Annotated in this window: 25 protein-coding genes and 5 pseudogenes; 14 read left to right on the top strand and 16 right to left on the bottom strand. The window is 71.0% G+C overall.

All coding sequences use genetic code 11. From position 1 onward, the window contains the following. Positions 1-24: 24 nt before the first annotated feature. On the top strand, positions 25-2,433 hold the full coding sequence (locus tag HS99_RS46540; RefSeq protein WP_050366119.1) for an FtsX-like permease family protein: 2,409 nt from the start codon (positions 25-27) through the stop codon (positions 2,431-2,433). Between the two features lie 255 nt (positions 2,434-2,688). Here the strand turns inward: HS99_RS46540 and HS99_RS13150 are convergent, their stop codons facing one another. Then, on the bottom strand, positions 2,689-3,690 hold the full coding sequence (locus HS99_RS13150) for an alpha/beta fold hydrolase (protein ID WP_030556193.1): 1,002 nt from the start codon (positions 3,688-3,690) through the stop codon (positions 2,689-2,691). Positions 3,691-3,902: 212 nt separating this feature from the next. Between HS99_RS13150 and HS99_RS13155 the strand changes: the two genes are divergently transcribed. After that, the gene (locus HS99_RS13155; RefSeq protein WP_232543284.1) at positions 3,903-4,679 is read left to right on the top strand and encodes a helix-turn-helix domain-containing protein; all 777 of its coding nucleotides are present in this window, start codon (positions 3,903-3,905) and stop codon (positions 4,677-4,679) included. 5 nt (positions 4,680-4,684) lie between these two features. Here HS99_RS13155 and HS99_RS13160 read toward each other — a convergent pair. The 3 genes and pseudogenes from HS99_RS13160 to HS99_RS13170 form a co-directional block, all read right to left on the bottom strand. Then, positions 4,685-4,963: pseudogene (locus HS99_RS13160) on the bottom strand (transposase); the annotation flags it as partial. A 17-nt stretch (positions 4,964-4,980) separates the two neighbouring features. Then, positions 4,981-6,069, bottom strand: coding sequence for an IS110 family RNA-guided transposase (locus HS99_RS13165; RefSeq protein WP_030556190.1), 1,089 nt, complete (start codon positions 6,067-6,069; stop codon positions 4,981-4,983). Between the two features lie 220 nt (positions 6,070-6,289). Further along, positions 6,290-6,573 (bottom strand): annotated as a pseudogene (locus HS99_RS13170) (IS630 family transposase); the annotation flags it as partial. Positions 6,574-6,764: 191 nt separating this feature from the next. On the opposite strand from HS99_RS13170, the gene HS99_RS13175 reads away from it, so the two are divergent. Then, on the top strand, positions 6,765-7,022 hold the full coding sequence (locus HS99_RS13175) for a hypothetical protein (RefSeq protein ID WP_030556186.1): 258 nt from the start codon (positions 6,765-6,767) through the stop codon (positions 7,020-7,022). A gap of 88 nt (positions 7,023-7,110) precedes the next feature. On the opposite strand, the gene HS99_RS13180 is transcribed toward HS99_RS13175, so the two are convergent. The 4 genes from HS99_RS13180 to HS99_RS45830 form a co-directional block, all read right to left on the bottom strand. Beyond that, positions 7,111-8,745 (bottom strand): serine/threonine-protein kinase, encoded by a 1,635-nt coding sequence (locus HS99_RS13180; protein ID WP_050366120.1) that lies wholly within the window; start codon positions 8,743-8,745, stop codon positions 7,111-7,113. Between the two features lie 143 nt (positions 8,746-8,888). Continuing rightward, positions 8,889-9,449, bottom strand: coding sequence for a DUF6262 family protein (locus HS99_RS13185; RefSeq protein WP_030556182.1), 561 nt, complete (start codon positions 9,447-9,449; stop codon positions 8,889-8,891). Further along, positions 9,446-9,649 (bottom strand): hypothetical protein, encoded by a 204-nt coding sequence (locus tag HS99_RS45825; protein ID WP_050366121.1) that lies wholly within the window; start codon positions 9,647-9,649, stop codon positions 9,446-9,448. Before HS99_RS45825 ends, HS99_RS13185 begins: the two co-directional genes overlap by 4 nt. Positions 9,650-9,668: 19 nt before the next feature. Then, positions 9,669-9,914, bottom strand: coding sequence for a hypothetical protein (locus HS99_RS45830; protein WP_043389290.1), 246 nt, complete (start codon positions 9,912-9,914; stop codon positions 9,669-9,671). Positions 9,915-9,928: 14 nt separating this feature from the next. On the opposite strand from HS99_RS45830, the gene HS99_RS13200 reads away from it, so the two are divergent. Together HS99_RS13200 and HS99_RS13205 are read left to right on the top strand one after the other, a co-directional pair. Next, positions 9,929-10,240 (top strand): hypothetical protein, encoded by a 312-nt coding sequence (locus HS99_RS13200; protein WP_141763713.1) that lies wholly within the window; start codon positions 9,929-9,931, stop codon positions 10,238-10,240. Beyond that, positions 10,237-11,388 (top strand): ParB/RepB/Spo0J family partition protein, encoded by a 1,152-nt coding sequence (locus HS99_RS13205; RefSeq protein WP_050366122.1) that lies wholly within the window; start codon positions 10,237-10,239, stop codon positions 11,386-11,388. Before HS99_RS13200 ends, HS99_RS13205 begins: the two co-directional genes overlap by 4 nt. Before the next feature lie 440 nt (positions 11,389-11,828). Here HS99_RS13205 and HS99_RS13210 read toward each other — a convergent pair whose 3' ends face one another. Beyond that, the gene (locus HS99_RS13210; RefSeq protein WP_347337773.1) at positions 11,829-12,245 is read right to left on the bottom strand and encodes a WD40 repeat domain-containing protein; all 417 of its coding nucleotides are present in this window, start codon (positions 12,243-12,245) and stop codon (positions 11,829-11,831) included. Between HS99_RS13210 and HS99_RS13215 the strand changes: the two genes are divergently transcribed. Continuing rightward, positions 12,219-13,430 (top strand): saccharopine dehydrogenase family protein, encoded by a 1,212-nt coding sequence (locus HS99_RS13215; RefSeq protein WP_050366123.1) that lies wholly within the window; start codon positions 12,219-12,221, stop codon positions 13,428-13,430. The genes HS99_RS13210 and HS99_RS13215 overlap by 27 nt on opposite strands. 78 nt (positions 13,431-13,508) lie before the next feature. Here the strand turns inward: HS99_RS13215 and HS99_RS13220 are convergent, their stop codons facing one another. Next, the gene (locus HS99_RS13220; RefSeq protein WP_030556172.1) at positions 13,509-13,895 is read right to left on the bottom strand and encodes a YybH family protein; all 387 of its coding nucleotides are present in this window, start codon (positions 13,893-13,895) and stop codon (positions 13,509-13,511) included. Positions 13,896-14,007: 112 nt separating this feature from the next. Here HS99_RS13220 and HS99_RS46545 point away from each other — a divergent pair, with 112 nt between their 5' ends. After that, complete coding sequence (locus tag HS99_RS46545) at positions 14,008-14,913, top strand: AraC family transcriptional regulator (RefSeq protein ID WP_030556170.1); 906 nt, start codon at positions 14,008-14,010, stop codon at positions 14,911-14,913. Here HS99_RS46545 and HS99_RS46550 read toward each other — a convergent pair. Continuing rightward, positions 14,884-15,045: pseudogene (locus HS99_RS46550) on the bottom strand (SDR family oxidoreductase); the annotation flags it as partial. The gene HS99_RS46545 and the pseudogene HS99_RS46550 overlap by 30 nt on opposite strands. 164 nt (positions 15,046-15,209) lie before the next feature. Beyond that, positions 15,210-15,560, bottom strand: a complete 351-nt coding sequence (locus tag HS99_RS13230) for a hypothetical protein (RefSeq protein ID WP_030556168.1) — start codon at positions 15,558-15,560, stop codon at positions 15,210-15,212. Positions 15,561-16,513: 953 nt separating this feature from the next. On the opposite strand from HS99_RS13230, the gene HS99_RS13235 reads away from it, so the two are divergent. From HS99_RS13235 to HS99_RS48685, 3 genes and pseudogenes are all read left to right on the top strand, one after another. Beyond that, complete coding sequence (locus HS99_RS13235) at positions 16,514-17,158, top strand: TetR/AcrR family transcriptional regulator (protein ID WP_232543277.1); 645 nt, start codon at positions 16,514-16,516, stop codon at positions 17,156-17,158. Further along, positions 17,155-18,066 (top strand): SDR family oxidoreductase, encoded by a 912-nt coding sequence (locus tag HS99_RS13240; RefSeq protein WP_030556163.1) that lies wholly within the window; start codon positions 17,155-17,157, stop codon positions 18,064-18,066. Before HS99_RS13235 ends, HS99_RS13240 begins: the two co-directional genes overlap by 4 nt. A 218-nt stretch (positions 18,067-18,284) precedes the next feature. After that, positions 18,285-18,406: pseudogene (locus HS99_RS48685) on the top strand (helix-turn-helix transcriptional regulator); the annotation flags it as partial. A gap of 6 nt (positions 18,407-18,412) precedes the next feature. Here HS99_RS48685 and HS99_RS13245 read toward each other — a convergent pair. Beyond that, positions 18,413-18,862 (bottom strand): hypothetical protein, encoded by a 450-nt coding sequence (locus HS99_RS13245; protein ID WP_050366124.1) that lies wholly within the window; start codon positions 18,860-18,862, stop codon positions 18,413-18,415. Positions 18,863-18,898: 36 nt separating this feature from the next. Beyond that, positions 18,899-19,714: a class I SAM-dependent methyltransferase gene (locus HS99_RS13250; RefSeq protein ID WP_043389285.1), complete on the bottom strand. Its 816-nt coding sequence runs from the start codon at positions 19,712-19,714 to the stop codon at positions 18,899-18,901. 380 nt (positions 19,715-20,094) lie between these two features. Here HS99_RS13250 and HS99_RS13255 point away from each other — a divergent pair, with 380 nt between their 5' ends. Then, complete coding sequence (locus HS99_RS13255; RefSeq protein WP_030556157.1) at positions 20,095-21,918, top strand: hypothetical protein; 1,824 nt, start codon at positions 20,095-20,097, stop codon at positions 21,916-21,918. Between the two features lie 8 nt (positions 21,919-21,926). Next, positions 21,927-22,577 carry a hypothetical protein gene (locus HS99_RS13260; RefSeq protein ID WP_030556155.1) on the top strand — a complete coding sequence of 217 codons (651 nt, stop codon included), beginning with the start codon at positions 21,927-21,929 and terminating at the stop codon, positions 22,575-22,577. A gap of 45 nt (positions 22,578-22,622) precedes the next feature. On the opposite strand, the gene HS99_RS13265 is transcribed toward HS99_RS13260, so the two are convergent. Beyond that, a complete protein-coding gene (locus HS99_RS13265; protein WP_191898884.1) occupies positions 22,623-23,270 on the bottom strand; it encodes a DUF4360 domain-containing protein in 648 nt (215 codons plus the stop codon). Between the two features lie 172 nt (positions 23,271-23,442). Further along, on the bottom strand, positions 23,443-24,495 hold the full coding sequence (locus HS99_RS13270; RefSeq protein WP_030556152.1) for an Lrp/AsnC family transcriptional regulator: 1,053 nt from the start codon (positions 24,493-24,495) through the stop codon (positions 23,443-23,445). A 181-nt stretch (positions 24,496-24,676) separates the two neighbouring features. On the opposite strand from HS99_RS13270, the gene HS99_RS13275 reads away from it, so the two are divergent. Together HS99_RS13275 and HS99_RS41055 are read left to right on the top strand one after the other, a co-directional pair. After that, positions 24,677-25,393, top strand: a complete 717-nt coding sequence (locus tag HS99_RS13275) for an SDR family NAD(P)-dependent oxidoreductase (RefSeq protein WP_030556151.1) — start codon at positions 24,677-24,679, stop codon at positions 25,391-25,393. Between the two features lie 28 nt (positions 25,394-25,421). Continuing rightward, a pseudogene (locus HS99_RS41055) lies at positions 25,422-25,577 on the top strand (trypsin-like serine protease); the annotation flags it as partial. Positions 25,578-25,613: the final 36 nt, after the last annotated feature.

Raw genomic sequence — 25,613 nt, forward strand, 5'->3', positions numbered from 1 at the left:
CTGCGTTACCGTTGGATAGGCCTCGTGGGCGCCTTCCTCGCCCTCGCGCTCGGCACGACGATGATCGGCATGATGACGCTGACCCTGGCGGCCACCTTCGGCACGCCGCACCCGGGCCCGCAGCGGTTCAAGGAAGCCCACACGGTCGTCGCGCCGCAGGGCTTCGAGGGACGTGCGATGAAGGCCCCGGCGGTGTTGCCGGCCGAGGTCGTGACGAAGGTGAGCGCGGCGGGCAAGGCCACACCCGACCGCAGCTTCCCAGTACGGCTGAACCCCGGTTCCGCGGGGACGACCGGTCACCCCTGGTCCTCGGCCGCTTTCGCGGGCTACCACCTGACGGCCGGGCGCGCGCCGCAGACTGCGGACGAGATCGTCGTCGGCGGCGGCGACCAGACGTTGATCGGGCGTCAGGCCCAGGCCGCCACCTCCGACGGAGCCGGCCATTACCGGGTGGTGGGGGTCACCGACGCGCTCTGGTTCGAGAACGCGGTCTTCTTCGGCGATGCCGAGGCCGAGCGCTTGTCGCCCGGCGTCAACGCCCTGGTCACCGACCAGAACGCCAAGCAGCTGTCCGCCCTCGTCGGCGGTCAGGCCGTGGTTCTCACCGGCGATGACCTGACCCGGCTCGACACCGACACCACCGGCGGCGCCCAGGCCCTGGCCAACGCCCAGGCCATGGCCGGCAGCACCACCGGACTCGCGGTGTTCGTCGCCGTGTTCGTCGTCATCGCCACCTTCGCCTTCGCCACCGAACAGCGCCGCCGCGAACTCGCCCTGATGCGCCTGGTCGGCGCAGCCCCCCGACAGGTGCGCCGCATGGTCCTCGGCGAAGCCCTGCTGATCGGCCTGGCCGCCGCGATCGCCGGCTGCATCCTCGCCCCGCTGTGCACCGTGCCGCTGCGTTCCTGGATGCTCGACCACAACGTGGCCCCGTCCTGGTTCACCATCCCCTTCCACCCGCTGCCGCTGCTGCTCTCCTTCGTCATCGGCGTGACCGCGGCACTGGCCGGCTCGGCCGCCACCCTGGTCCGGGTCTCACTGGTGCGCCCGATCGAGGTGCTGCGCGAGAGCGTGGTGGAGCGCCGCGTGATGACACCCGTGCGATGGCTGCTGGGAACCGGGATGCTGATCGGCGCGGTCGTCTTCGGGATCGTCATCGGCCGGACCGAGCCCTACCTCGCGGCCAGCGCCCGCAAGTACGAGGCGGTCCCGGTCCTGTACGTCGGCGCGGTCACCCTGCTGGCGCCGATCCTGCTGCGGCCGGTCACCCGGCTGCTGATCGGCCCGCTGCGCGGATCGGCCAAGGCCCGCCCGCTGCTGGTGCGCGAGAACATCCTCACCTCCCGGCGGCGCACCGCCGCCACGGTGGCGCCGATCGTGGTGGCTGTCGGGCTGGTCGCCACCCTGCTGACGATGCAGAAGTCCGGTGACGCCGCGGTCCTGGCCCGCCAGCAGCAGGAGGTCCACGCGGCCGACGTGGTGGTGCCCGGCGGCACAGGGATCGACGCGCGGACGCTGGAGAAGCTGGCGGCCGTGCCCGGGGTGCAGGTCACCCCGGTCACCTCGATGAACATCCGAATCGGCACCGCGAAGGGCGAGCAGATCGACTCGCTGAGCACGAACGCGGTACCCGCGTCCGCGCTGGGCACGACCATCACACCACCCGTGGTCTCCGGCTCGCTCACCTCGCTGCCCGACAACTTCCTGGTCATCGACGAGCACGCGGCCCAGTCCGACGGTCTCTCGGCCGGGGACCATGTGGTCACCCTGCTGCCGACCGGCGCGCGGGTGCCGACCGTCATCGCCGCGGTCGTCGCACGCGGCCTGAACGGCGACGACACCTACCTGTCCGCATCACTGACCGGCGCGGTGATGCCGAGCCGGGTCTACCTCGACTCCCAGACGGGCGCGGGCCTGCCGCTCGACGCGCAGCGGACGGCCGCGGTGAACCAGGCGCTGGCCGGCTCCGGCGCACACGTCATGAGCCACGACGCCTACCTGGAGGCCCAGCGCGCGCACGCCGCAGAGCAGACGGACAATGCCGCGGTGATCATCCTCGGGATCGCGCTGGCCTACGCGTTGATCGCGGTCGCCAACACCCTGATCATGGCGACGACCGGACGACGACGAGAGTTCGCCTTCCTCGGGCTGGCCGGAACGGTGCGCAGTCAGATCGTGAAGGTGGCCGCGGCCGAGTCGGCCGTGGCGGTAGTCGTGGGCACCGTGCTCGCCGCCTTGGCGACCGGCCTCGCCGCGGCGACCCAGCACGTCTCGCTGAACAAGCTCGTGACCGGCGCGCCGACGGTGATCCCATGGACCCAGATCGGGGGGACCATCGCGCTCTGCGCCCTCGTCGCCCTGGTCACCGCGTCGGCAGCGACCTGGCGGGCAACCCGCCGACGGGCAATCGAAGCAGCAGGCATCCGCGAGTAGGGCACGGCTCGCTCGCTCTTACCGAGTACGGCCGCGGCCTGAGCGCCCCGGGCGGGGCGCTCAGGCTGTGAGCTGAAGGCCGGTCGGACTGTGCGGTCTTCTACGGTTTTCGTGCCGTTGTCGGGTGGCGACAAGCGGTGATCCTCCCCGTGGTGCGCCGGTGGTATGCGGCATGCGCAGGGTGGGGGCCTGACCACCGAGGAGCCGGCCGCCCACGGCGTCGAGTACCAGCGGTGGACCCTGACCCATGAGTGATCAGTGTGGCGCGGTTTCGATGGCGAAGCCGTGGAGGAGGGTTCCGGTGGTGTCGGGGTCCTCGAGCATGGGGGTGTGGCCGACTCCGTCGAGGATCTCGATGCGGGCGTGAGGGACTTGGCGGTAGTCCTGGGCGGAGGAGGGGCGCCAGCGGTGGTCCTGGGAACCGAAGACCACCAGGGTCGGCAGGCCGAGGCCGGCGAGCCGGTCGGGGATGGGCCGTTCCTTCAGGTACGCGCTGGACGCCGCGTCGGTCGCGGTGAGGCTGCGGTAGGTCATGCCCCGGACGTCGGCGACGATCCGGTCAGGGATCTTCACGTCGCGGGTGAACGCGGAGCTCAGCGCGGCGCGGATGGTGCCGTCGGTGCGCAGGCGCCAGATGAGTTCCGCCACCACCGGCGTGGACATCAGGTGGGCGGCGAAGCTGTCGCCGATGTACGCGTCTAGCCGCGGGCCGGTGTCGACCAGTGCGATCGCCCCCACCAGGTCGCGGCGCTGCTCGGCCAGCGCGGTGGCGACGGCACCGCCGGTGGAGTGCCCGACGACGGTCGCGCGGTGCACCCCGAGCCGGTCGAGCGCGGCAGCGACCCGGCGCGCCTGCTCCGCCATGCCGTAGCCGCTGGCCGGTTTGGCCGATCTGCCGTGCCCGAGCAGGTCCACCCGCACCACGTGTAGGTCCCGCAGCGCCGGCAGGACCGGGTTCCACCACGCCGTCGAGCCGCCGAGGCCGTGCAGGAGCACCACCGTGGGCGCGTCGGGCGGCCCGTCTTGGACGACGTGGAGGTCCCCGCCGGGAATGCGCACGATCTGGTCGCCGGAGGCCCCGGCCGTTTCCGTGAGCACGGACACCGTGTTTCCCGCGAGGAGGAGGGCCAGCACGCCAGCGGCCAGCGCGGTGATCCGCCACCGGCGGGTCCGCACCCGCCGTCTGCGCGGGACGTTCGGTGCCGCGTCCGGGCGGCTGTGGGTGAGTTTGTTCTGCGGGGTGGTCGTCTCGTCCATGGCTCCTCCGTCGGTCGGTGCTGGGTGCCATCACTCTCGCGGTGGCGGGCGCGGGGCGTCTTGGAGAAATGTCGCGCCTCGCACGGTGGTTGATTCCGGTGCCGAGCCGCTCGTACCGTCGGGGTGTGCAACCTGTTGTCCGGACGGCAGACTCCACCGCTGCCTGGGAGATCGCGCGACCGTCGCGGGTGACCGCGCTGCCCGGTGTCGACATGGCCGGGTTCCGCATTCGGGGTGGCAGCCCGATCGATCTACGAGCCATTCCTCACCCGGCCGTCACCGTGGCTGTCGAGCTCGGTGACCGCCCGTTCGACATCGACGGCGCGGTCGGCCGGATGCGGGTGGAGAGTCTGACCGCCGGGCTCGGCTTCAGCGCCTTCCAGGTGTGCGCCGAGGACGTCGAGTGTGTGCAGATACGCCTGTCTCCGCTGGTCGCGCACCCTGTACTCGGACTCCCACTCGCGGAGTTGCGCGGGAGCGTCATCGCGCTCGACGACCTGTGGGGCCGTGCCGCGCCGCGCCTGCGAGAGCGGCTTCACCATGCGCGGACCTGGCCGGAGCGCTTCGCGCTGATCGACATGGAACTGATGACCCGGTTCCATGCGGGCAGGGAGGTTGATCCCGAAGTGGTTTGGGCCTGGCGCCGGATCGTCGCCAGCCACGGACAGGCCCGCGTGAGCGAGCTCGCAGGCCGTATCGGCTGGAGTCGGCAGCGCACGTGGTCACGCTTCGGCTCGCAGATCGGCCTGACACCCAAACGCGCCGCCATGCTGGTCCGCTTCGATCACGCCATCCACCGCCTGGTCCGCGGAGACACCCCCGCGCAGGTGGCCGCGGACGGCGGCTATGCCGACCAGTCCCACCTCCACCACGACGTCCGCGCGTTCACCGGGACAACTCCCGCCGCCGCCGCGCACGAGCCATGGCTGGCCGCCGATGACAGAGCCTGGCCGGCGCGCGACGGCGCGGAGCGCAGGTTCGGGTACTGAGGTTTTCAGGGTGGAGTCGGTGGATCGAGTGGCAGACCGGTGCCGGCCAGGCATCCCTCGATAAGGGCGGTCTGGAGCTGGATGTGTCGCAGGCCTCGGCGGAGGGTGCGGGGGAGGTGGTCAGCGTCGGTAAAGGCCTTGTTCGCCATCGGGCCGCGCCGCAGGAGTGACCAGAGGCCTTCGACCGGGTTGAGGTCCGGTGCGTATGAGGGCAGCTGGAAGACGGTGAGCCAGTCGTGCTCGGCCGCGTAGCGCTTCATGCCGGCGGTCAGGTGGGTGTTCAGGATGCCCCTATGGTTCGTCAAACTGCCGAAGGAGTGACTGGACTCGCAGAAGGCCGGATGTGCCGGTAGAGCTCTCGGGCGACGTAGCGCTTCAGGCAGCGGATGATCTCACGCCTGGACATGCCCTCGGCGGTGCGCCGTTGCAGGTAGGCCTGGGTGCGTTCATCCCAGCGCAGGCGGGACTGGACGATGCGGTAGAGGGCAGCGTCGGCCTGCCGGTGACCGCCGCGGTTCAGCCGTCGCCGCTGGGTCTTCCCGGAGGATTGCTCGACTGGGCTGACCCCGCACAATGCGGCGAACGACGCCTCGTCCGTGAGCCGGTCCGGGTTGTCACCTGCGGCGGAGAGGAGGACCGCGGCACTGTCGGGGCCGACGCCGACGAGATCCAGGAGCTGGGGCCGGCTGGACCGGACAGCTGCGGTCATTCGCCGGGTCAACTCCTTGATCTCCTGACCAAGGTTCTGGATCCGGCGGGCGAGCAGGCGCATCGTGAAGACGGCCTCACCTCGATCCTCGCCCAGTGCCACGCAGGTGGCGACCAGCGCCGGATTGGTCAAGCCGGTGAGCAGTTCGCGAAGGTCCGGCTCGACGGCAAGGAGGACTGCCTTGAGCTGGTTCATCGCCTGAGTGCGCGCCTTGACGGCCGATTCCTTGGCCAACCGCAGAACCCGCAAGTCCGCTGCCGGACCGTCTGCGGTCTTCGGTATGGTGGTCGCGCGTCCCGACAGGACGGCCCGCGCGGCAGCGTCCGCGTCGATGGCGTCGGTCTTGCCCCGCTTGCGTCGGGTGGCGCGGTCGGGCTGATTGATCTCGATGACGTCGATGTGCTCCCGACGCAGGGCCCGGGTCAGTGCGACTCCGTAGGAGCCGGTGCACTCGATGCCAGCGCGCCGGACGATGCCGAACGACTTTGCCCAGGAAATGAGTTGGCGATAGCCGACGGCAGTGGTCGGGAACTCCTGGTGTGCGAGGGATGCTCCCAGGGTGGTGATCACGGCGGCGACGTGGATGTCCTTGTGGGTGTCAACCCCCAGGATCACGTCCTCGGCCAGGGCCGAATCATGCTGCGTGTTGAGTGCGGGCTGGGACAAGCTGGCGGCGGTCACAAGGCTCCTCGAACTGGGGCTGGTGGCCGACGCCGGTCCGGCAGGCGGTCAGAACTGTGATGGTGCTCCGTGCAGCAAAGCCCCTATCGGGACACGCTCACCGGGCCGGCGACAGCATTCACCGCTGGGACCGGACGTCGAAAGATCCTAAACAGGGCACTGCGGCCAGTTGTCCCACGGGTCAGGCTTCCGGTCCCAGCGGCACGTCGCAAGTCTCACAGTTGTCCCAGACCAGGACGATGGGGCCGCCGAGCTGGATGTGCGCGCGGACGGCGAGGTCGTGGTAGTCGGTCCAGGCGAAGCTCTTGCGGGCCCCCTTCAGCGGATGGTGGAAGCGGGGCCGGTAGGTCATCCGGCTCTTCTCGCCGGGCTTGTAGCAACACAGCGCGGCCACCGAGATCCGGCGGCGCGAGCGTCCCCGGACACGGACGACGGGCGTGTGCCCGCGCCGACCCCAGGTGCGCGCGGCGGCGTCATCGAGAACCCGGCCTCGTCCTCGAAGAGCCAGCACGCTGAGGGGATGTCGCGACGCGACAAGACCTCAATCACGTCGCGGCTGTCTGAGCGAAGGACGGAAAGCGACAGCTGCAGGCACATCCCGTACCAGCAGGCCTTCGCCTGATGACCAGACCAGTGCGACACCAGGGGTGAGGGACACAGCGACTACCAGAACAAGGACCGGCGCCCCCCTGCTGGTGACCAACAAGAAACTCGGTGGAGCGATCTACATCGACGACCGCGGCATGTGCTTCGAAGGCGACGGGGACACCGCCCTCCCCGAGGCGCTGCGCCGCATCGGCGAGTTGCCCGAACCGATGGCGCAGCTCGCCGCCGAAGTCCCCGCGCTGACGATCCGCCAGCCGTGGCTGGCCGCTTCTCTCGGGGGCACCAGTCCCGGCGCGGACGTTCTCGGAGTGTCCGCAGCTCAGTGGCTTGGAGCCCGAACCTACTGATCGCAACATGTGTGGTGCAAGGAGGCTCACTGACGCGACCTGGTGCATCGGCTGCTGATCGGGCGGGTACCAGCGGGCACTGCCGACGTCAGGCGGTTCCCGCTGGCCGCCTCTTGAGATATCCCTGTGTGCGCGAGAGCGCGTGGGCCATCAGGCCGTTTGCCAGGAGTAGCAACCACCCCCCAGGCATGTACGCGCCGCGATCTGTGTATGCCGGGTTGTCATCCGAAGGCTCCAAGCCGAATGTCATCGCGAGCACCACCAGACCGATTAGCGCGAAGACGAAGATCCAGACAGCACAGATCCCGCCTGCCGCCCGGCCCCACATTTTGAGGTCATGGTCGCTGGCCAGCTTCAGCAGGAACAGGGCTGCGAAGACGAGGCCGGCTGCTGTGCCGATGATCCCGACCGGTATCACCTGCCAGGTCGTTGCCACTCCGGGGATGCCGCTGGGAACTGCTTCCCATGGGTGGTGCCAGTTGAAGGCCTCCGTCACATGTGCCACTTGAGTGCCGGAGGACTTCTCCTTCCAGGTCTCCGACATGAACGGCAGGAGGCTCGCCCCGAGGAGCGCCGCCGCTGCCAGGAGGATCTCCGTCACATGTGTGGCGATCACGCCGCCCACAGTGGCGAGCGCGGTCGGTTTCGACCCCTGCGTCGGTGGCTTCTGAGGATCGGGCACCGCGGCGGGAGCTGGCGATGCGACGGGCCTGATCGTTGGTGTCTTGCCGCCTACGTTGTCCGCGGTGACACTGGGGGAATCCGGCTGATCGGGGGAGACGGTGCTGGCCGCTACCGCGTCAGGGGCGGTGAGGGCACGCAAAGCGCCGGTGCGCTCCTGGATCGCCGCACGGGCACCAGTGATCCCCATCCAAGCACCCGGACCGAGCACGTCACCCAGTTCCTCCTCGCACCACTTCCGCACACGTACCGGTGTCGGGCGCTGGTCGGGGTCCTTGTGCAGGCAGGCGGCAATCAGCTGGCGTAACGGCGGGGCGATGACAGAGACGTCCGGGGTGTCAGCGACGACGCGGTGGGCGACGGCCCACTCGTTCTCCGCGGCGAACGCCTCACGGCCGGTGGCGAGGAAGTACAGGGTGGAGCCGAGGGCGAAGACATCGGAGGCCGCACCCACGGCCCGGCCCGCGGCCTGCTCGGGCGACATGTACAGCGGGGTGCCGATCCGGGTGGAGTGGCTGGTGTAGGTCACCGATTGTGTCAGGGATTTGACGATGCCGAAGTCGATGACCTTCGGGCCGCTCTCGTCCAGGATGATGTTCCCGGGTTTGAGGTCCCGGTGCACCACCTTCGCGGCGTGGATGTCGGCGAGGGCGTGGGCGATGCCCCAGGCCAGCAGCGTCACCTGACCGGCAGGCAGTGGTCCGTGCTCGACCACCAGGTCCCGCAGGGACGGCCCGGCCACGTACGTCGTGGCCAGCCATGGCCGCTCGGCTTGGGGGTCGGCGTCTAGCAGCGGTGCGAGGTGGGCGCCGCGCACCTTCTGCGCGGCGCTCACCTCGCGCGCGAATCGCTGCCCGAATTCCGCGTCCCTGGCGAACTCGTTACGGATCACCTTTACAGCCGCCGGCTGGCCGCCGGGGGAAAGGGCAAGGAACACCTGCCCCATACCTCCCTCGCCCAGCCGCGCCACCAGCCGAAAGCCCCCGAGACTGTCCGGATCGTGCGACTGCAGTGCAGGAAACCGAAATGCCGCCTTCGACATGAAGCGCTCCCCTCGTCTTCCCGCCCTGAGATACCTCACGACTCGACCGCCCGACGCATTCGCCCACGAGGGTAGAGCCCCTAACTGACGCTCCGCCAGTTACGCCGAAGGTCCGACCCACCTCGCAGGGACGCCTGCCGTCCTTAGCTTTCGGCCTGGTGTACCAGGCCAGCTGGCTGGGACCGGGTATTCAGCCTGGTCATCAGCTCGCGGTTGGCTGCTCGTGCGGCTTCAAGTTCCTGGGCGCGCTCGTCGAGCTGGGCGGTGAGATCTACAAGCTGCTGCTCCAGGGCCGTGATGCGGCGGTGTAGTTGTTCGATGTCTGCTGGGGCGCCGATTCCGGATTCGTGCCAGACCTGTTCGCCGAGCAACTCGGCGATTTTGTGCTCCAGTTGTCGGATCTGAGCCGCCTGCCGTCCGGCCCGGTCGTTGGCGCTGGCCAAATCGGCTTGGAGCGAGGCCCGGCTGACCAGGGGGCCCGTTCCGTCTGTGCCGGGCGGTTCGCTGGAGGCTGCGTGGATCTGGGTGAGTAGGTCGCGGTGCCGGTAGAGGAAGGTGCGGTCCACCCCGGCGGCGCGGGCGATCGCGGACACGCTCATCGCGGTGCCGTTCCTCGCAGCGTGTCGGAGGGCCTTGAGGACGCGTTCGCGTCGGCGAGCTGAGTCAGTCCGCCGGCCCTCGATCATCGGGTTGGTAGTAGTCATGCGGTGCGCTCCACTCGTACGTCGGGCAGGGGCTGGCGGATGCGAGGCAGGCCGAGTCCGACCACGCCGTTGCGGGCACGGCGGACGATGGCGACGGCTTCCCGGATCTGGGCGTGCTCGTTCTCCCCGAGTCCGTCGAGTTCGGTCTTGACCCGTCCGATCAGTCGGCGGACCCGCGCGATCTCCTCATCGGAGGGCATGGCCTCGCGCTTTGCCCAGTTATCGGTGTCGACGGCCGACAGCAGTCGCTCCCGGTTCCGCAGCAGGTCGGCGGTACGCCTCCAGGTCGGGCAGGTAGGAGACGTCGGTGCGGAAGTGCCCGCAGCCGACGCAGCGGAACCGCACGGGGCAGTCCTGCCCGCCGGCGGCGACGTTGCTGGGCTCAGTGCACACGCCGTACGGAACGGCCACCTCACCGATGGCCCTGCGCGCGTGCTCCGAGTCCAGCAGAGCCTTGGCCTTCAACCATCCTCGTCCCCGTGGAAGCGGAAGACTCCTCCGCAGACGCCTACGCGATGCTGGACAGCCAGATCCGTACCGTCAGCCTCGACTACGAGGTCGACATCGACCGGCTCGGACTCGTCGTCAACAAGTTCGATAAGCGCAAGGGCTACGTCGCCACGCACTCCCTCGACAACTGGCCGTCCCTTGGCACACCGCCCGTCGTCTCCGTCGTTCCCGACCTCAAGGAGCAGCGGGAGGCCGTTCACGTGAAGCAGCCGCTGCTCATGTACGCCCCGACATCGATCCAGGCGCAGCGGATGCGTGAGATTCGTCGGAGGCTGTCGTGAGTATCGCCAAGAAGCTGCAGGGTGGTGGCGGGTCGTTCGGGGCGCTGGCTCAGGGCGCGGTGCGTGGTGACGAGGTGCGGGCGCGCAGTGAGGCGCTGGACGCTACCGGTCGGGTGCGGCGTGCGTCGTCGGCGCCGGTGTCCTCGATCGTTTTCAATCCGCTCAACCCGCGGAAGACCATCGACAGCGAGTCGATCGACGAGCTCGCCGAGAGCTTGACCCGTCGGCAGATTGTGCCGGTCACCGTGGTGAGCCGTGGCGCGTTCCTCGACGCCCACCCTGATCAGGCGGAGGCGGTCGGCGAGGCGGACTTCATCGCGCTCGACGGGAACCGCCGTCTGCGGGCTGCGCAGCAGGCCGGGCTCAAAACGCTGCGGGTGGACCTCAATGATGAGCTGGTCTCGCGGGCTTCGGACATGGTCGAGGCGGCTCTGATCGCCAATGCCCACCGCGAGGACGTGTCGCCGTTCGAAGAGGCCCAAGCGATTGAGCAGCTGCTGAACACGGTGTACAAGGGCAACCAGGCCGCCGTCGCGCGGGCGCTGGGCAAGTCCCGCGCGTGGGTGGGACAGCGGTTGGCCTTGCTCCATCTCTCTCCTGAGCTTCAGGAGCAGGCGGAAGCCGGAGAGCTGGCCATCGAGGACGCGCGCAGGATCGGCGCCGAGGCCCGTGCTGGGAAGATCACCCGGGCCGAGCAGCACGAGCGGGCCGAGGCCGCGAAGCAGGCTGCCGCCGAAAAGCAGGCTGCGAAGGCGGCTCGAACGGCCAAACGTGCAGAGCGTCCGGCGGGGGAGAAGGCGATTGAGCACGGCTCGGCACCTACTGCCGGGGACCCCAGTGCTGGTGGCGAAGTAAACGGCGTTTACTCCGTGGGTCTTCCGGACCAGCGCGAGGCCCGCACCGATGAGCGTGACCGGGTCACGCTCTCGACGGCGGAGCCTTCGGTGGACATGGTCCGGCGGCAGCTGCAGGAGGGGGACAGGACGGGTGTGCCGTCCGGCGGGGTCGGAGTGCCCGACTGGCGTGACCTTGATGGGGTGGCGACCTGGCTTTGTCGTTTTCTGCAGCCCGATGAGCTGAGGGTCGTCGCCACTAAGGTGCTGGGTCGGCTGGAGGAGTACGCGCCGGAGAGCGCAGCCGACAGTTGATCGCAAGGGGATCTTGACTGACGGGCTGGGCACCGCGAGGTGCCCAGCCCGTCCTGGTCTGCGCCTGCCGGGAAGGGAATCATCGGTGACGGAGTAAACGGCGTTTACACCGTTGCCTCCCGAGGTTCGGATGGACAGGCCTGGCGGCGGCGGGCCGTGCCACATCACCGCTTCCGCTTCGGCGTCGTTGGCGGCTTCCTCTGGGACCAGTGCCTGTCATGGACGGCGTGGCGTCCGACCGCAACAAGCGGGAGTTGAAGACACTACGCTTGACCATGGCTGTCTACAGCAAGCGGGGAATCCCCGGGGCCGCGGAACTCGCTCAGTGAGTCACCCACCTCGCGTTGCCGTGGCATCAGATCAGGTGTCACGGACAGGACTGCTTGACTGCCGGCCCCTGCGCTGCCGCAACGTCGCCCTATCCGCTTGACAACGCGGTCTCAGAAATGTGCCGTGCCGTCATACCTTTGGCGTCGGTAGAGCGCGATGTCGCTTTGAAAGGCGACGACGAGGTCGCCGGTGGTGGTGAGGGCGACGCCGTAAGGGGCACTGAGTGCGACCACTGCCGTAGCGGTGCCGGTGCGCAGGTCCCACACCCGCACCGTCTTGTCGGCGCTGGCCGTGACAGCGGCGGGCATGCCGTTGAGCATGCTGCATGCGACCGCAGTCACCCGTCCGGTGTGGCCGATGAGAGGGTCGCCGATCGTCTGGCTGGTGCGCAGGTCCCACACCCGCACCGTCGTATCGGCGCTGGCCGTGACAGCGGCGGGGATCCCGTCGAGCGTGGTGCATGCCACCGCGTTCACCTCGCCGGTGTGGCCGGTGAGGGGATGGCCGATCGCCTGGCCGGTGCGCAGGTCCCACCCTCGACGCCCACTACGCCGCCCACACCGCCCGCGGACGGATTCTGGTGTGCACCCGACGACAGCCGCTGGGCACTGGCGGGACGGGGCGCGGACAGGCTCGCCGCCGTCCGGACGAAGCTGGCGCGGATCGACCCGCGCTGCGCCGACCTCCCCCTTCTGGTCGCGGACGCCGCGGACCGCGAGGCGCTGCGCGCCGTGGCCGCCGACGCCAGGGTGGTGGTCTCCACGGTCGGCCCGTACCTGCGGCACGGCGAACCGCTGGTGGCAGCCTGCGCGGACAGCGGCACCGACTACGTGGACCTCACCGGCGAGCCGGAGTTCGTCGACCGGATGTACCTGCGGCACCACGAGCGGGCGCTGGCCACCGGCGCACGGCTGGTGCACGCCTGCGGCTTCGACTCGGTACCGCACGACCTCGGCGTGCTGTTCACCGTCGAGGAGCTGCTGCGCCGCGGCGGCCCGGCGGCCCGGGTCTCGGTCGAGGGCTTCGTCCGCGCCGGCGGCACCGTTTCCGGCGGCACCTTCGCCTCGGCCATGACGGCCTTCTCCCGACCGCGGGCGATGGCCCGGGCCGCCCGGGCGCGCCGCGCGGTCGAGCCCCGGCCGAAGGGACGGCTGGTCCGCACCCCGGCCGGACGCCCGCACCGGTCGCGGGCGGCCCGGGCCTGGGCGCTGCCGTTGCCCACGATCGACCCGCAGGTGGTGTCCCGCTCGGCCGCCGCGCTGGAGAACTACGGCCCGGACTTCGGCTACGCACACTACGCGGCGGTGCGGCGGCTGCCGATCGCCCTCGGCGGTGTCGCCGCGGTCGCGGCGCTCGCCGTCGCCGCCCAGCTGCCGCTGCTGCGCCGGGCCCTGGGGCGGCTGCGCAAGCCCGGCGACGGGCCCGGTGCGGAGCAGTGGGCACGGTCCTGGTTCGCCGTCCGGTTCGTGGCGCGGGCGCATGACGGACGGACGGTCCTCACCGAGGTGTCCGGGGGCGACCCCGGCTACCAGGAGACCGCGAAGATGCTCGCGGAGTCGGCGCTCTGCCTGGCGTACGACGACCTGCCGCCGCTGGCGGGACAGTTGACCACGGCGGTGGCGATGGGTCGGCCGCTGATCGACCGGCTGGTCGCGGCGGGCATCTCCTTCCGCGTGTTGGACACCCCGCCGGCGACCGCCCCCGGCCGGTAGGAGGCCGGGGGCGGTCGCCGGACAGCCGGACAGCCGGACAGCCGGGTCACTTTGCCGTGACCCGGCGGCCCACCCGCCTCAGGCGGTACCGAGCGGGTTGAGGAGGGCGAAGCGCCAGCCGCCGTCGGAGGGGTCCTGGCGGGCGATGTTGGCGGTGGTGCCGGTCGGCGCGATGCGGTCGCCGGTGGGCGTGTCGATCTCCAGCGTCCAGTCGGTGACCAGCAGGGCGGTGCCCGCACCGACGAGCGTGTGCCGCTGGACGTTCGTCAGTCGGCCGCGGGCGGCGACCGTCCCGCCGATCTCGGCGCGTAGTGCTCCGGGACCGGTGACGAGTTCACCGGAGACGGTGCGCATGGCCGCACCGGGGGCGAACAGGGCCAGCACGGCGTCGACGTCGCCGGAGTTCAGGGCGTCCTGGAAGACGACGGGGAGCTGCGCGGGGTCGGTGATGACGGCGGAGGACATGGTGAACGGGCCTCGATTCTCGAAGGGTTGACGGTGCCGGCGGCGCTCGGCCGCCGTGACTCCACGATCCCGCCGGGGCTGCCCCCGCAGCGAGGTAGGGTCAGGACTCGTGATGGTCGAAAACGGACAGCGCGACGTCATCGACATCGCCTACGAGAACCCGGACCAACGGCACACGGGCCTCGAGGTGCTGACTTTCGACGCCCTGCGATCCCGGCTGAAGAGGTCGGTCACCCGACGGCCGAGCCGCCTCGACTTCCACCAGCTGCTGCTCGTCCGGGGAGGCGAGGCCACCGCGATGGTCGATTTCGTCACCCACCCGTGCACCCGCGGCACCCTGCTGCACCTGCGGCCGGGTCAGGTCCAGCGGCTGCCCCACGACGCGGACGGCCGCCCCGCGGACCTCGACGCCGTACTGCTCCTCTTCACCGCCGACTTCCCGCCGCCCCTGCCCGCGACCCGCTCCGTGCTCGACGGGTTCGGGCCCGTCGCGTGGCACCTCTCCCCCGAAGACCTCGCCGCCTTCGACCGCACCACCACGGAACTGGCGGCGGAGTACGCGACGCTCCGAACCGCCCACGCCACCGCCGAGCTGACGGTCGCCCTCCTGCGCCAGCTCCTCGGCGCGCTCCTCATCCGCATCGCCCGCCTCCCCGCCCCCGACCCCGACTCCGATCCTGCCCCGCGCACCGACCCCGGCGCGGAACTCCTCCTCGCCTTCCGCCGCGAACTGGAGCGCTCCTTCACCTCCACCCGCTCCGTCGAGGACTACGCCGCCCGCCTCGGCTACTCCCCCCGCACCCTCAGCCGCGCCTGCCTGGCCGCCACCGGCCGCACCGCCAAGCAACTCGTCGACGCCCGCGTCGCCCTCCAGGCCCAACGCCTCCTCGCCCACACCGACCTGCCCGTCGCCACGATCGGTCGCACCCTCGGTTTCACCGAACCCACCAACTTCGGCAAGTTCTTCACCCGGGAGACCGGCCAACCCCCGGGCGCCTTCCGCCGCACCCAGCGCTGACCCCCATGAGGCGCGGTCACTCAGGAGCCAGGCGGCGGCCCGGGCGATCTCGTCGGGGTCGGCCGCACGGCGCAGTGGGGTGCGCGCGTTGAGCTGGTCGAGGACGCCGGGCGAGTGCTCGTTCCAGGCGCGAGAACCATCTCGACCCAGCCGCCGCTCGACGCGCATCGGCCCGCTTCTGCGGGGCTTCACCGCGGCAACGTCTGGTGAGGCCGAGCCCTTCCTGCGGTCCCAGCACCTCCGCAGGAGGGAAGAACGGGTGGTTCCCTACGTGGACAGGTCAGCCGAGCCCGGGTTCACAGCCACCGCTTGGCCGCTTCGACGCTGTCACCTCCGCTGGTGTTGAACGCGATCGAGGCCTTCGGTGCGTGCCGCCGGACCAGATTCACGACCTGCTCGAACAGCGGCAGAAGTGGTTCCGGCTTGCGAATTCCACCGCCGATGACGACGACGTCCCACTCGCGCTCGGACAGCGCGGTGATCATCGTGGACTCGGCCGACTCGTCCAACGCGATGAGCGCCATGGACGCGTCGATGGCGTGTGCGCCGAACCGTGCCAGCTCCTGGTCGAGGGCCGCGCGGATGACGGCCCCGTCCATGCCAGGCACTGCGTGTGGGTCGATTCCGAGAACGAGAACTGACGGCATGTCATCTATGACGGTCAAGCGACAGTGCTGGTTCCCGGGACACGAAGTAGCCGTAGGCGTCGCGGATCTCCCAGGCGTGCCCGTACGCGGCCCTCGACCGCTCGACGGACCGCCTCACCACCGACGGGTCCGCTCCTCCAGACGCCGGGGTGATGTGACCCAGATAAGTTGTGTCACGACACATGTACTGTGCAATGTGTCCGATATGAGAACTTCCGAGAAGACCCCGACCCTCGTCTTCATCCCCTGCTGCTCGGCGCTCCGTGGAGCGCCGAGCAGCTCGCGCCCTACGGCGACGCGCCCAAGCGCACGTTGCGCCTGCCCGAAGGCGTCGACGACATCGAGCGCTACGCCGACCACGTCGAGAGCGCGGTAGCGGACCTGTTCTGGTTCGACCGTTTCCCTTCTTGCACGGTCTGGATGATCGTCGCCATTGCGTGTACGGCGCAGCTTTCGAAGTCGTGGCCTTGCTTCTCCAGGTGCACCGCACTTCCGAGCAGGCAGATCCCGAGGACGGCCAGCGGTATACCGGCAGCCCAGTGCCGTTTCCGTGCCTCGTCCGCCCCCCGTTGCATGAGCGGATCTTTGCATGTGCCCCGGGGCCGACGCTGAGTAATCGGCCGGCTGGCACAGGGGTCCACGCGTCCGCGCGTCCGCGCACGTGTCGTACGGGTCGTCACACCGGTACGACGTCCGCGCTCGGACTTCGACAATCCAGAGCCGAAGCCGGAGGCCCTGCCTTCGTGCACGCGCCTACCGGACGTCACCCAACCCGGCCTCCTCACTCGAACCGACGCTCGCCGAGATCGGTACGACAACGGCTGCACAGCGGCCTGGCGACCGGGGCTCCCTCCCCGTCCTCCACCTCGTCGCCCTCGGCGCCAACCTGGGCGAGCGCGGACGCCCGGCGGCGGGCTGCGCCTTGCCGCCCGGCGGCGTGGACTATTTAATGAATGAACGAGCATTTATTAATGGAGGTGACAGTGGCTGGACGCCCCCGTGGGGTCGATGATGCGGTGATCCTGCGTGCGGCTGCCGAGGTGATGGGCCGAGTGGGTCCCGCCGGGCTGACCCTTGCCGCAGTGGCGCGGGAGGTCGGCCTGGTGCCCGGGACCCTCATCCAGCGGTTCGGTTCCAAGAGCGGTCTGCTCGTGGCACTCGCCGAGCAGTCCGCGAAGGACGCGGACGCGCTGCCCGAGCGGGTGCGCGCAGAACACGAAACGGCCCTCGGCGCGTTGGCGGCACTGGTCGTGCGGTGGCTTGCTCCCATGGACACGCCCGAGCGCTTCGCCAATCACCTGGCCTTCCTGTGCACGGATCTTGCCGATCCGCAGCTCTACGAGCCCGCCCTGGCCGCGCACCTGGCCCAGCGCCGGGCGATCGAGTCACTGCTCGCGGAAGCCGTCGCCGCGGGAGAGCTCAACGCCGGGACGAACGTCGCGGTGCTGGCCGGCTCCGTGCAGGCGATCACCGCCGGTGCGGGCCTGGTCTGGGCCCTGGAGCGGCGCGGCGCCCTTGCCCAGCGGCTGCGGCACGAACTCAGGGCGGTGCTGACCCCGCACATGCCACCCGGACACGACGACCTGGAGCAATCATGACGATCAGCAAGCGGCCGCTGGCCCGAAAGGTGGCGCTGGTCGCCGGCGGCACCCGCGGTGGCGGACGGGGCATCGCCGTCGAACTCGGGGCCGCCGGCGCCACGGTGTACGTCACCGGCCGCAGCAACAGTTCAGGACGCTCCACCCTGGACCGCCCGGAGACCATCGAGGAGACCGCCGAGAAGGTCACCGCCGCCGGTGGCCTCGGCATCCCGGTCCGCACCGACCACAGCCGCCCGGACGAGGTCCGCGCCCTGGTCGACCGGATCGCGAGCGAGCAGGAAGGGCGGCTCGACATCCTGGTCAACTCCGTGTGGGGCGGGGACCCGCTGACCGACTGGGAGCACCCCCTGTGGGAACAGGACCTGGAGACCGGGCTCCGGTTGCTGCGTCAGGCGGTGGAGACCCACGTGGTCACCAGCCACTTCGCGCTTCCGCTGATGGTCGCCCGCAAGAGCGGACTGGTCGTGGAGGTCACCGATGGCAACACCGCCCGCTACCGGGGCTCGTTCTTCTACGACCTGGCGAAGTCGGCAGTCATCCGGCTCGCCGTCGCACAGGCCGCCGAGCTCAAGCCGCACGGTGTGGCGGCCGTGGCGGTCACGCCAGGCTTCCTGCGTTCGGAGGCCGTGCTGGAGCACTTCGGTGTCACCGAGGCCAACTGGCGCGACGGCGCGGCCAAGGACCCGAACTTCGCCCACTCCGAGACCCCCGCCTACCTGGGTCGAGCAGTCGCCGCGCTGGCCGCCGACCCCGACGTCATGACGAAGACCGGACGGGCACTGGCCACCTGGGGCCTGTACCAGGAGTACGGCTTCACCGATATCGACGGTACCCAGCCGGACTTCGCTGCCCACTGGGCCAACAGTCTGGAAGACGAATACGGGCCCCTCGGAGAGGCGCTGTGACCGCGGCCTGACCAGCCGGTAGCCGGAACCATCAGCCCACGTCTTCCGGAGTCCACTCCTGCCACACTCGTCCGCACACAGCCCCGCGCCGGCGCCAGCTGTGGTCGCGACCGGTGTCCCGCAGGGACTGCTGGAGACCCTCAGCGCGTGCCGTACCTGGCATCGCACGAACCGCGCCCGGCAGTTGACCGCCCAGCCCACTTCAGCCGAGCGCGAGACTGCAGGCGACGGAAGCGCCGTTGAGATCCATCGCCGCCCAGTGGGGTACGCCTCCGAGTCCGCCTTCGCCAACGCGTTCAAGCGCACCCACGGTCTCGCCCCGGGGCATACCGGCGGCTGAGCTGAATCAGCTGCAGGAGCCGTGAGCACCTTCACCCTGTACACAACTGGGCACGTCCGGGTGCACGTCGACAGCGGGCGAAGGCACGCGGCGTGGCAGGGGGAGGTGCCAATCGCCCAGCTCGGCGGTGAGGATCCGGCGAGCCGCGGTCCTCGCCTCACTCCAGATCGCATCGGCAGCCAGCGCATCGGCCCACCGACCGGCACGAGTGCGGACATCCGGCTCACCGAGCAGCCGGTCGATGGCCCGGAGGTCATGGAGGGCGTCCGGATCGAGAGTTCCCCGCTCGGCCATGCCCTCGGCCAGCCGCAGGACGAACTCGACGTCGTCGGCGACGGCGGCAGTTGTCACTCGGTGCTCGCCGGCCCACGCCAGCTGGTCGGAAGGATCAGCTGCAAGGACGGCCAGCAACCTCGTCATCAAGCGCTGCCAGTGGTCGTTTCCGTCGAGGCTCATGCCAAGAGGGTCGCACTGAGCCGAACCGGAGGGGCGCTACCGGCGGATCGCCGCGATCAGGCCGCCGGGCCGCTCCTCGTGCTGCGGCGGGGTGTTGATCGGGCGGCCGTAGGCGGCGGCGCGTTCGCGCAGGGTGTGGCAGCTGGCTTCCCAGCCGTGGCCGGCCAGCCAGGCCACCGGGTCGTCGGGCATCTCCGAGACCCACATGGAGGCCGCCGATCCCGGTGCGGCGTCCGCACCGAAGCGCTCGATGACACCGCGCGAGCCCAGCGTCAGCCCCATCCGGCTGCCGGTCGCCGACTGCGCGCCGATCCGGGCCAGCAGCAGTTCCACCGCGTCCTGGGGCAGGTAGATCAGCAGCCCTTCGGCGATCCAGACGGTCGGCGCCGACGGGTCGTGGCCAGCGGCGGCCAGGGCGGCCGGCCAGTCCTCGCGCAGGTCGACCGGGACGGTGATCCGCTCGCAGCGTGCGACGGCCCGTTCCTGCTGCAGCACCGAGGCCTTGAAGTCCAGGGGCGCGGCGGTGTCGACCTCGAACAGCCGGGTGCCCTCGGGCCAGTCCATCCGGAAGGCCCGGCTGTCCATGCCGGCGCCGAGCAGGACGACCTGCCGGACCCCGGCCGCGCAGGCCTGCTGCAGCAGGTCGTCGAGGAACTTCGTCCTGATGACGATGGAGAACGACACGGCGAGCCGGCGGCGGCGCGCGGCCTCGTCATCGGGCAGCGGGGGCGAGGCGGGCCACAGCCCGCCGGCGGCGGCGAAGGCCTGTGCCAGCGGGTCGCGGAACAGCGCGTTCTCGCGCTCGGTCTCCAGCGCCCGCACCCTGGCCACCCCCACCGCCGTGGCCCACACTCCCGACGGCTGCACCCGCTCCTGCTCATCAGTCACCGCGCCAGCCTAGGCGACCTTACGCGAGCGGCCCGATGAGGGGATCCGGGTGCCTGAACGCGGCCCTCGACGAGGACTTCACGGCGACGGCGCGGACTTCACGGCGTCGACGCGGACTTCACGGCATGGGCGCGGGTCGGTGGCGCCGACCCGCGCGGTCGCGGCCGCTCCGGGAACGCCCGTTCTCCCGCCCCGCCTCAGGCCGGCCCGCCGAAAGCTGACGCAGGGCCTCCTCTTCCGCAATCACCGGATTTCGCCATGTCAACTGTGAAACAGTGAAGTTGACATGACGTCAGCCGCATGCGCAACGGCGGCACGCACATGCGCGCGGAGGTGCACGGGCCGTGAACGGCATCAACGACAGCAATCCGTGGCAGTACACCGCCGATCCCCCGCCGTCGCCGCCGACGACGCCCCGCAGCTGGTGGCGGCGCCGGTGGATCCCGGTCGCGGGACTGCTCGCACTCGTCCTCGCCGTCGTCGCGGGCTACCTGGCCTGGCCGTCGCCGGAGCCGGAGATACCCGCCGCACAGCGGGCGCCGTTCTACCGCGCCGTGCAGAGCCTGTTCACCGAACCGGTCGTGAACTACCGCAGCGCCCCCGCCGCAGGAGCGCCCGGCTGGGACCTGAAGGTCACCGGGGACGGCGCGGTCACCGGTGAGGTCCACGAGGCTGGCACCCGGATCCCCGTCCTGGTGGTCGACGGGCGCACGTACGTCAAACCCCCGACGTCCCTGCTCGGCAGCCTGCCCGGGGGCACCTCCGGCGAGTCCTTGGACGGCAAGTGGGTCACGGGCGTGCCGTCACTGTCCCGCCTCGTACCCCAGGGGGTCTCCTCCCCCGCCGACCTCGCCGGCCGGCTGTGGGCAGCGCTGGAGGACTCCGACTTCCCCGCGCCGTCCGACCCGGGCACCCGGGTCGGCAGCCAGAAGGCGCTGGCCATCCGGACGGCCGAAGGCGTCCTCTACGTCTCCGCCGAGGCGCCGTACCGCGTTCTGCGCCTGGACCCGTCGGCGACTGCCGGCTCCCCGCGGGCGGACGCCGTCCCTGCCGCGCTCCGCGCCGGGGTGCCGGCCCTCAACCTGGCCGCGGCCACCGGCCCCCTCGACCTCGGGCCCTCGTCCTCCGGCGACGTCGACCGGACCTACGCAGAGCTCATCGAGCGGACCGGGGAACTCTCCGGGGCCGTCGACCTCGGCGTCGACTTCAACTTCAACCAGACGGGCAACCTCAACTGCTCCGAGTCGTGCACCGTCACGGAGAACGTCACCACCCGTACGACGGCGAAGCCCGGTGTGAAGGTCTCCGGAACCGTCACGGCCGTCATGAACGCCGAGGTCACCGTCAACGGGCGGGCGGGCGGCGGCTGCAGCCAGAGCGCGAGCCTGCCGGTCAACGGCAGCGGCACCATGACCTGCCTGGCCGCCGGAACGGCCCCCGTCGTCGCCCAGATCCGGGCGGAGAAGCAGCGGGAAGCGGACCAGCAGGCCCAGGCCACCGGTCGCTCCGTCAACCTGCAGTACTCCCTCGACTTCCGCGCCCGCGTACGGATCACCGCGATGGCCGTCGGGCAGGCGGAGCTCGACCGTACGGTCCAGGCCCAGCGGAAGCAGCGGGACGCCGCCGTCAAGCAGGCCGAGCGGCGGGCGGACTGCGCCGGCACCGGCCGCGCGTCCGCCCCGGGCGTACGGTCCCGGGGGGCGACGGCGGTGCGAGCGGGCCTCACGCCGCGGGTGCTCTCCCCGGCCGAGGCACCGACGCCGGGCCAGGAGTGCACTACCACCGTCTACCGGGTGCAGAGCGACCACCCCGACAGCAAGCGGCTCGTCGTCGACAAGAACGGCAACGTCAGCGTCCAGGGGAACGGCAACCTGTACCTGAACATGAGCGGGGACATCACCCATTCGCAGGCCTTCCGCGGCGGGAGCGGACAGATCATCGCCTTCGACGTACCGAGCTCCCGAGTGACCCGTCTGCTGGACGCCGCGCTGCCGCAGCGCATGCCCCGCGGCTACCCGGGGACGCGCCGGGAGTGGAACCAGGCGCGCAAGAACGCCCCCGAGATCGCGGACCCGAAGGTCTCCCCGGGCCTGATCGGCCTGCCCACGGACCTCATCGACGACTTCATCGACAGCATCGTGCCCGGCTCCGGGCGCATCATCCGATAGGCGCAACCATGCTTGAGCACTCCGCCTCCGAGGAGATCGCCCGCTTCACCGCCCGCCCCGCCGGCACGACTCCCCCGGCGGTCACCGCCCTCCGGGTCGAACCGGTCGGCGATCCGCAGACCTACGCGCACCGGCTGCGCGAGGTGCTGTCCGGCGCCGTCCGCACCGGGGCCGCGCAGGGCTTCGACGTCGACGCGCTCGACGAGAGCCGGATCCCGTCCTGGTTCTCCGCGGTGACCGCGACGACCGCCGTACGCGGTACGACCGCTGCGAACGGTACGACCGCTGCGCACGGTACGGCCGCTGCGCACGGTACAGCCGGTACCGCCGGGAAGACGCCCGCCGACGTTCCGGGGGAAGTGGCCGCCGGGGCCGTCCGCTACGGCGCGGACCGGGACGAGGACCCCTGGGACCTCCAGGAATGGCTCTTCTGCTTCGACCCGCAACTGCGCCGCTGGCGCTGGTGGGACGCCACCACCCCCGACGGGCACACGGTCCTCGTCTGGCTCGACACCCGTGGGGAGACGGTGATCCCCTGCGAGGAACTGCGCTGGGCCGCCTACGCCTGCGGGGCCCGGTCGGTCACCGGCCCGCTGCCGCTGCCGGTCGAGGACTGGCGGCGGCAGCCGAGCGCCGGACTCCCGGGCGCACCCGCATGATCCGTTGACGGCCCGGACGCACCGGCCGGACGCTGCGCCGGGAGGTCACTTGCACCGTTGAAGGGCCACGCGGTACACGGTGCTGATCCTGCCGTCCGTCGAGTCCATCTCCATGAAGCTGGTGGCGCTCGGGCTCGACGTGCCCTGGGCGACCTGCAGTTCGGTGTTGATGTCCAGGCTGCGCTCCTCCCCGCAGGGGGCGAAGACCACGGCGGTGACGGGCACGGTGTCGGTCGTCCGCCAGGTGTTGTCGAACGGGCCCTTGAAGTGGTGGTTCGAGGTGGTGGTACGGGGGTCGCCCTGGAAGTGGTAGCTGGCCCGCTGGGTCGCGGACGCGCCCGGCGCCAGCGACGCGAAGCCGCTGTAGCCCGCGGACACGACCGCGTAGGTGAAGCCGCCGGGGGCGTGCACGTGCAGGCTGAGCCGACAGTCCTTCTGGGCGTCGGCGGGTGACGCCCCGGGCCCGATCTGGGCGAGGTAGTTGCTGTAGGTGACGGTGAAGGCGGTGCCGTCCGGGGACACGGCCGCAGCGGCCGTCCCGGTCGGGCAGCCGGTACCGCTGGCCGTCACGCTGTCGATGACGATCCGGTCCTGCGGCGGGGGCGGACTGCCGGCGAAGGCCGGCGAGCCGAACAGTGACGTGGCGACACCCGTCGCGGCCAGCGCGCGGAGCAGCATGGGCTTCCCTTCCATCGTCCACGGATCCGGGACGGGCCGGCGCTCACCGAGCGGGGCCGACTCCTGGATTTCACGTGGGCATCGCACCACACACCCGCCCGCCCGAGCACAGAACGTGACCGAACAGTCACCCGGACGGCCTCCAGGGTGGAGACCCCGTTGCGCCGCGCACGGCGGCAGGGGGCCCTCAGCGGCGCGTGCGGGCGCCGGGCGGCTCGACGAGGCGGTCGCCGAAGAGCCGGGTGCCGGCCTGCTTGACGTGCCTGAGCACGGGTGAGACCTCCATGCTCTGCAGTCCGGTGAGGGAGCCGATGCGGTCCGAGGTGAACTCGAACAGTTCGTCGAGGTCCCGGCAGTGGGCGACGGCGTGGAGGTTCCACGGCCCGGAGAGGGCCGCGGCGAAGGCGATCTCGGGTTCCTGCGCGAGAGCGCGGCCCGCGCTCTTCAGGGCCGACGGGTGCACGCGCAGCCACAGGTTCGCGCGGGCGTGATAGCCCAGGGCCGCTGCGGCGATCTCGACGTCGATGTGGACGGCGCGGCGCCGGAGCAGGGCGTCCAGGCGTCGGGAGACGCGCCCCGGGGTGAGGCCGGAGGCGGCGGCGAGGTCGACGAGACCGGCGCGGCCGTCCGCGGCGAGCGCGGCGAGCAGCTTCTCGTCCTCGGGGGTGAGGCGCAGCGGTTCGCGGGTGACGACCGGGGACTCGGTGAACGGGGGCCCGTCGCTGCCCAGCGCCGCTTCCTCCTCCGGGGTCAGGGTGCCCTGCAGGGCGGACCAGTAGTGGCCGCGACCGCCGAGGAACTGACGGAGCATGGCGAAGGCGTTGATGTCGATCACCGCGGCCGTACGGGGGAGCCGCTGCCCCAGGAGGTCCTCGCGTTGTTCCCGCGTCCGGGACTGCGTCGCGCAGGTGATCTCGCAGCCAGCCGCGCTCAGGGCCACCCAGTTGACGTCGTCGCGCTCGGCCAGCGCGTCGGCGATCGCCGAGCCGCTGCCGGGGCGGCAGCGCAGTCGCACCAGCCACCTGCTCTGCCCCAGGGCGCCCGGGTTGACCACGCCGGCGACGCGGATGACACCGTCGGCGCGCAGTCGGCGGTAGCGGCGGTTGACGGCGCCCTCGGTCAGGCCGAGGGCGGCGGCGATCGAGGCGAACGACGCCCGTGGGGCGATCTGCAGCGCCCGGATGATTCGCACATCGTCGGGCTGCAGCGCAGCGGATTCCGTCGTGAGCACCCTCGACATGGCGGCAATCCTACAAACCGGCGCCCGTGGCTCGCCCGCGGTGCGGTGCGGACGGAACACTCGGCTCGACGCGACGCGACGCGGGTCCACTCGACGTGCCGCTCTCACGTCGGCACGGACGCACCCACGCACGCACCCACGCACGCACGCAGTACGACACCCGAGAAGGAGATGACGCCGGATGTCATCGACCGGTACCGAACAGCACCCCCCGACCGCCCTCGTCGTCGGCGCCTCGCGCGGCCTCGGACACGCGATGGCGGCGGAGTTGCTCGACCGGGGGTGGCACGTCGTCGGCACGGTCCGCGACACCGCCGCCCGGACGCCGCTGCACGACCTCGCGGAGCGCGCCGACGGGCGGCTGACGATCGAGCACCTGGACCTCAACGACCCCGGCCGCCTGCCCCCGCTGCGCGAACGCCTGGCGCACCGCCGGCTCGACGTGCTCTTCGTCAACGCGGGCATCACCAACAACCAGCGGACGCCCATCGGCGCGGTCGCGACGGCCGACTTCGTCGACGTGATGGTCACCAACGCGCTCGGCCCGATGCGCGTCATCGAGGCGCTCGAAGACCTGGTACCCCCGGCGGGACTCATCGGGGCGATGTCCTCCGGACAGGGCAGCATCACGAACAACACCGCCGGCGGGCGGGAGGTCTACCGGGCGAGCAAGGCCGCCCTGAACATGCTCCTGCGCAGCTTCGCCGCCCGGCAGAGCGGGACGGGGCGCGCCTTCGTCCTCCTGGCGCCGGGCTGGATCCGTACGGACCTGGGCGGCCCGGACGCGCCGTTCACCATCGAGGAGACCGTCCCCCTGCTGGTCGACGTCCTGCTCTCCCGCCTGGGCACCCCCGGCCTGGCGTACCTGGACCGCTTCGGCCGGACCGTCCCCTGGTAGCCGGGTCTGCGGCCCGCCCGGGCCCGATACCGACAGCATCTGCAAGGGCGACTCCGGCGGGCCGCTGGTGGCGAACGGCGTGGTGACCGGCGTCGTGTCGACCGGGAGCGAGTACTGCGACACCCGGTACCCGGTCTCCGTCCTCACCCGCGCCACCCACGTCCCCGCCGCCCGCCTGAACTGAAGCACCCGGGTGAACCGGAACGCCCGGGACGGACGC

It is taken from the genome of Kitasatospora aureofaciens, from assembly GCF_001188955.3.
Classification (GTDB): domain Bacteria; phylum Actinomycetota; class Actinomycetes; order Streptomycetales; family Streptomycetaceae; genus Kitasatospora; species Kitasatospora aureofaciens.

Bases quoted from the DNA above. Each gene is read 5' to 3' on its own strand.
- HS99_RS13150 (WP_030556193.1), bottom strand. From the start codon at position 3,690: ATGGACGAGACGACCACCCCGCAGAACAAACTCACCCACAGCCGCCCG.
- HS99_RS13155 (WP_232543284.1), top strand. From the start codon at position 3,903: ATGGCCGGGTTCCGCATTCGGGGTGGCAGCCCGATCGATCTACGAGCC.
- HS99_RS13180 (WP_050366120.1), bottom strand. From the start codon at position 8,745: ATGTCGAAGGCGGCATTTCGGTTTCCTGCACTGCAGTCGCACGATCCG.
- HS99_RS13185 (WP_030556182.1), bottom strand. From the start codon at position 9,449: ATGACTACTACCAACCCGATGATCGAGGGCCGGCGGACTGACTCAGCT.
- HS99_RS45825 (WP_050366121.1), bottom strand. From the start codon at position 9,649: ATGCCCTCCGATGAGGAGATCGCGCGGGTCCGCCGACTGATCGGACGG.
- HS99_RS13215 (WP_050366123.1), top strand. From the start codon at position 12,219: ATGGCCGATCGCCTGGCCGGTGCGCAGGTCCCACCCTCGACGCCCACT.
- HS99_RS13220 (WP_030556172.1), bottom strand. From the start codon at position 13,895: ATGTCCTCCGCCGTCATCACCGACCCCGCGCAGCTCCCCGTCGTCTTC.
- HS99_RS46545 (WP_030556170.1), top strand. From the start codon at position 14,008: ATGGTCGAAAACGGACAGCGCGACGTCATCGACATCGCCTACGAGAAC.
- HS99_RS13230 (WP_030556168.1), bottom strand. From the start codon at position 15,560: ATGCCGTCAGTTCTCGTTCTCGGAATCGACCCACACGCAGTGCCTGGC.
- HS99_RS13235 (WP_232543277.1), top strand. From the start codon at position 16,514: ATGAACGAGCATTTATTAATGGAGGTGACAGTGGCTGGACGCCCCCGT.
- HS99_RS13240 (WP_030556163.1), top strand. From the start codon at position 17,155: ATGACGATCAGCAAGCGGCCGCTGGCCCGAAAGGTGGCGCTGGTCGCC.
- HS99_RS13245 (WP_050366124.1), bottom strand. From the start codon at position 18,862: ATGAGCCTCGACGGAAACGACCACTGGCAGCGCTTGATGACGAGGTTG.
- HS99_RS13260 (WP_030556155.1), top strand. From the start codon at position 21,927: ATGCTTGAGCACTCCGCCTCCGAGGAGATCGCCCGCTTCACCGCCCGC.
- HS99_RS13265 (WP_191898884.1), bottom strand. From the start codon at position 23,270: ATGGAAGGGAAGCCCATGCTGCTCCGCGCGCTGGCCGCGACGGGTGTC.
- HS99_RS13270 (WP_030556152.1), bottom strand. From the start codon at position 24,495: ATGTCGAGGGTGCTCACGACGGAATCCGCTGCGCTGCAGCCCGACGAT.
- HS99_RS13275 (WP_030556151.1), top strand. From the start codon at position 24,677: ATGTCATCGACCGGTACCGAACAGCACCCCCCGACCGCCCTCGTCGTC.